Origin of the sequence: Nostoc sp. NMS4 (assembly GCF_017115095.1) — a bacterium.
Taxonomy (GTDB): domain Bacteria; phylum Cyanobacteriota; class Cyanobacteriia; order Cyanobacteriales; family Nostocaceae; genus Nostoc.
The window spans coordinates 1-4,603 of the sequence record NZ_JABXKI010000413.1 but is presented as its reverse complement, the minus strand read 5'-3'; the positions used below and the strand labels follow the sequence as shown (position 1 = coordinate 4,603).

The following is a 4,603-nucleotide window of genomic DNA, read 5'->3' as shown; positions in this document are numbered from 1 at the left end:
CAAAAAAGTTGTGGTCAGCCAGATTTCTTATTGAGAAACGTTAGATAAGAATGGGACAGTGGACAGTGGACAGTGGACAACTAACTGTCAACTGTCAACTGTTTACTCCCTAAGCGATCGTCACATCCGGCGATAAATAAACATCCTGAATGGCGTGAAATAGCTTCACACCTTCCTCAAAGGGACGTTGGAAGGTCTTTCGACCAGAAATTAATCCTGAACCACCAGCGCGTTTGTTAATTACGGCGGTGCGTATTGCTTCGGCGAAGTCATTTTTACCAGTCGCGCCACCAGAATTAATCAACCCTACACGCCCAGAGTAACAATTTAGTACTTGGTAACGAGTTAAATCAATTGGGTGATCGGTTGTCAATTCTGTGTAAACCCGCTCATCGGTTTTGCCGTAACTCTTACCAGTGGCTTTGACAACTGCACCGTAACCATTGTTATTTTCGGGTAACTTTTGTTTAATAATATCGGCTTCAATTGTTACACCCAAATGATTCGCCTGTCCGGTGAGGTCAGCAGCTAGATGGTAATCTTTATCTTGTTTAAAAGCGTTATTCCGCAGATAACACCAGAGAATTGTCACCAAACCGAGTTCATGGGCGCGTTTAAAAGCTTTGCTGATTTCCTGAATTTGTCTAGTAGAATTCTCGGAACCAAAGTAAATTGTCGCACCTACCGCCGCCGCCCCTAAATTCCAAGCTTGTTCCACATCTGCAAACAATACCTGGTCAAATTGATTGGGGAAAGTCAGTAATTCGTTGTGATTAATTTTGACAATAAAGGGAATCTTGTGGGCATATTTCCGTGATACAATGCCTAGTGTTCCCAAAGTTGTAGCAACCGCATTACAATCTGCGGCGATCGCTAGCTTGACAATATTTTCTGGATCGAAGTAAATCGGATTGGGTGCAAAAGACGCACCTGCTGAGTGTTCAATCCCTTGATCTACAGGTAAAATCGAGAGATAACCTGTATTTGCCAGACGACCAGTAGAATAAAGTAACTGGAGATTACGCAATACTTGCGGATTGCGATCGCTGTTAAGCCAGATTCGATCTACAAAGTCTGGCCCTGGCAAATGTATTAAATCACGAGAAACTTTTGCTTTGTGGGTAAGCAGGTCTTCTGCCTCTTTACCTAGCAATGACTCAATAGAATTAGCCTCTTTGAGCGTTGTAGTCATAGTATTATCCTCAAAATTTGAGCAAATGACCTTGCCTGCCTTTAAGATAGCATTTCTAATATTGCTAAGTTGCTTGTACGGAGATTAGTGATATGTCTTCTTCCTGAATATATCGCAATCTTATTATATAAGTGAAATTCAAAAGGCTTGGATTTCCTACCTACTTTTAAGAAGTCGGGAATGTTGTTGTAAATGATTAAGTAGGGCTATACTACCGGAAGTATTAAATCAACTTTCGGAATTGATGTTTTCAACTCAGTTATCAACTTCAAACAGTACAATTATACTATCTTGCGATCGCAGCTGAAAATTGAAAACCCATCTTCCCCCAATTGTGGTAATTAATTTTGAACAGAATAAATACAATTCTATGAGTAACTTTCAAATCGATATCGACTTTAGCAATATAGATTTAGCTTCCCTTGAGACAGAAGAAGATTTTCAACGAGAGGCAAAAATGTTACTCCCAAAGGCACTGGTCAAACTCGGTGAAAGTGTGGGTGAAAAGACTTGGGAAGAATTACAGCAAAAGTTGCAAGGAACTGGAGGTAAACTCAAATCTTCTCCCAGCGAGAAACGTAGGTTTATTCAAGAAACCGGAAGAACTTATCAACGAAATGCTAGTAACAGAGAAAAACAAGAACTAGAAGACTATATAGTAGAGCAATTACGCCAGCACAAGTAGTAAATATCTACCTAAGTTTAATACAAATGTATACGCAGTCTGCCACAGGCAAGTCGCTTTGCTCCAATTAAAAATTAAAAATTATTAATTAAAAATTGCAATCAGTGGGGGCTTGTACCCCAAATTAATTAATTAAAAATTATTATTCTTTTTAATTTTTAACTTTTAACTTTTAATTAAAAAAAGGTCAATTCCATTCGCTTGGGCTTATAATTTCTGCTTACACCTTAGCAATGAACTTGCGCCTACTAGCCCTAATCCCAGCAAACTAACGAGAGAGGTGTATTCAGGTATAGGTTTTGCAACGCTCTGCACAGTAATATTTCCATCCAAAGCATCACCTGTATTGAACACATAATCAAATGCTTGAAAGTCATTGAGTGCAGTTCCTCGTAGGAAAAGCGCACTCCAACGGGCAATGGTTTCAATACTTGTATCTTGCTCTAGCGTTGGTCTGCTAGGCTCACGAATTAAATTGTCATCATTGGTAATGCCATAATGGTTAGCACCAGAAATGGCGATCAAGGCCTTAGTTGGGTCTTGAATTTGAGTATATGTTAGTTCAGCATTAGTCGGTGTTGCAACACCATCTCGATTACCCTGTACTAGAGCAATGGAGATGCCATCATTATCAATCACAGGCAGTGTGCCACTACCTTGGCCCATCAGGAAATTTGTGCCATAAAACACCCCACCCTTGAGTTGTTTTGGTCGATTAAAATCTGCTGTACATAACACAGGAAAACAGTTATCTTGAATCGCAGCTATTCCTACCGCTCCTCCAAATGAGTGTCCCAGTAAGACTAGTGTATTAGGGTCGAGTAGATTAGCAACAGGTGATGAGGGGTTAGAATCCTCATTGAGCATGTAAGTTAGAACATCATTTACTTGCTGTTGTTCAGCAATCAAGCCTGTAATCGCACCCGTTGGACTGATTGCGGTTCTAACATGATTAGGTACTACTACTACAAATCCGTAACGTGCTACAGTGTTCGCAAATTTTGAGTAATTCGATTTGTCAACAAGTGCCCCCTGTAAGAATAACGCGATCGGTAGTGAACTCTTATCAGTAACTTTACCCGATAAAACTGGGTAGTAAATATCAGCAGTATCTATTCCACCTTCACTTCTAGGAATCGTGGTAGAGTAGCTAACTGCGCTATCGAAAATAGGAGCCGGGTTGAATGTTGCGGCAGTAGCAGTTCGCTCTACTCCCAGAGTTATTATTAGCGCCCCAACTATAGCCATCGATGATTGTCTCTTTGATGAGAGAAAATTCATGCCTTTATACCTCTTTTATTGCTCACAAGGCATTCGGAAATTTCTTTGCTTTCCACTCATTAGAAATCATTTTTTTTAGATTAGGTTTGCCAATATTAGGATAATTATCACACTTTCTTGATGTGATAATCACTATACTACTAAAAGAGTAGAAATTAATAAGGAGTTAGGAATAAATAACTCCTAACTCCTAACTCTTTTACAGACGCGATTAATCCGTCTCTACAATATTTTTTACAACGTACAAGTCAACTCGCCGGCTTTTTGACTAAAGCGGTGATTCTCCCGATAATCTACAGGACAATCTATCACGGCGGGTACATCTTGAGCGAGGGCTTCTTTAAGTGTGGGAATCAAATCTAAAGCCGATTCAACTCGGTAGCCTTTTAAACCCATGCTTTCGGCGAATTTAACAAAATCAGGATTGCTAAAATGCACAAAAGCTGAGTTTCCTTTACCAAATTGATTTTCTTGCTTCCACTCAATTAACCCATAGCCACCATCATTGAAAATTATCGTGACAAAGGGTGTACCGACACGCAAGGCTGTTTCTAATTCTTGAGAATTCATCATAAAGCCGCCATCGCCTGTGACAGCAACAACTTTGCGCTTAGGATGAACCAGTTTTGCTGCTAAAGCGCCAGGAATAGCAATACCCATAGCCGCGAAGCCGTTGGAAATTATGCAAGTATTGGGACTATGGCAATGATAATGCCGAGCCATCCACATTTTATGTGCGCCAACATCAGAGATGACAATATCATCTGGTCCCATCACTTTCCGTAAGTCATAAATTAACTTTTGCGGCTTAATGGGAAATCCGTCATCATTAGCATATTGTTCGTAATCAGCCCGAATCTCTGACCTTAAGCTAATAGCAAAGGGATCGGGTTTACCTTGGCGGTCTGCTAATTTTAAGATTTCATAGAGGGAATCTGAAATATCTCCCACAACTTCGGCGTTAGGAATATAACTACTATCAATTTCTGCCGGACTTACCCCAATATGCACAATGGGAATTTCACCATTACGATTCCATTTCTTCGGGGAAAACTCAATCAAATCATAGCCGATCGCAATTACTAAATCTGTGTTGTCAAAGGCACAGGTAATGAAGTCTCTTTGCTGTAATCCCACTGACCACAAAGCTAGTTGGTGTGTGTAGGGAATCACGCCTTTACCCATAAAGGTATTGGCAACGGGTATATTCAGCAAGGTAGCAAATTGCGTTACGGCATCACTTGCATGAGCGCGAATTGCCCCATTTCCGACTAAGATTAATGGGTTCACAGCTTGGCAAATTGCGGCGGCGGCTGCCCGAATGCTAGCAAAAGATGCATAGGTTTTTTCGCCACTATCCTTACGCAAAGGTTTGCCTTCTACAGGCATGGCAGCAATATTTTCTGGTAAATCGATGTGAACTGCACCAGGTTTTTCCGATTGCG

Annotated in this window: 4 protein-coding genes; 1 reads left to right on the top strand and 3 read right to left on the bottom strand. The window is 40.6% G+C overall.

The window, feature by feature from the left end:
* Positions 1-109 precede the first annotated feature (109 nt).
* Positions 110-1,192: a class I fructose-bisphosphate aldolase gene (locus HWQ37_RS33065; RefSeq protein ID WP_292755412.1), complete on the bottom strand. Its 1,083-nt coding sequence runs from the start codon at positions 1,190-1,192 to the stop codon at positions 110-112.
* A 370-nt stretch (positions 1,193-1,562) separates the two neighbouring features.
* Here HWQ37_RS33065 and HWQ37_RS33060 point away from each other — a divergent pair, with 370 nt between their 5' ends.
* Positions 1,563-1,877, top strand: coding sequence for a hypothetical protein (locus tag HWQ37_RS33060; RefSeq protein ID WP_292755410.1), 315 nt, complete (start codon positions 1,563-1,565; stop codon positions 1,875-1,877).
* 207 nt (positions 1,878-2,084) lie between these two features.
* Here HWQ37_RS33060 and HWQ37_RS33055 read toward each other — a convergent pair whose 3' ends face one another.
* Both HWQ37_RS33055 and HWQ37_RS33050 read right to left on the bottom strand, forming a co-directional pair.
* Positions 2,085-3,158, bottom strand: a complete 1,074-nt coding sequence (locus tag HWQ37_RS33055) for an alpha/beta hydrolase family protein (RefSeq protein WP_292755408.1) — start codon at positions 3,156-3,158, stop codon at positions 2,085-2,087.
* Positions 3,159-3,392: 234 nt separating this feature from the next.
* On the bottom strand, positions 3,393-4,603 hold a 1,211-nt coding region (locus HWQ37_RS33050; protein WP_292755406.1), incomplete at its 5' end, for an acetolactate synthase large subunit.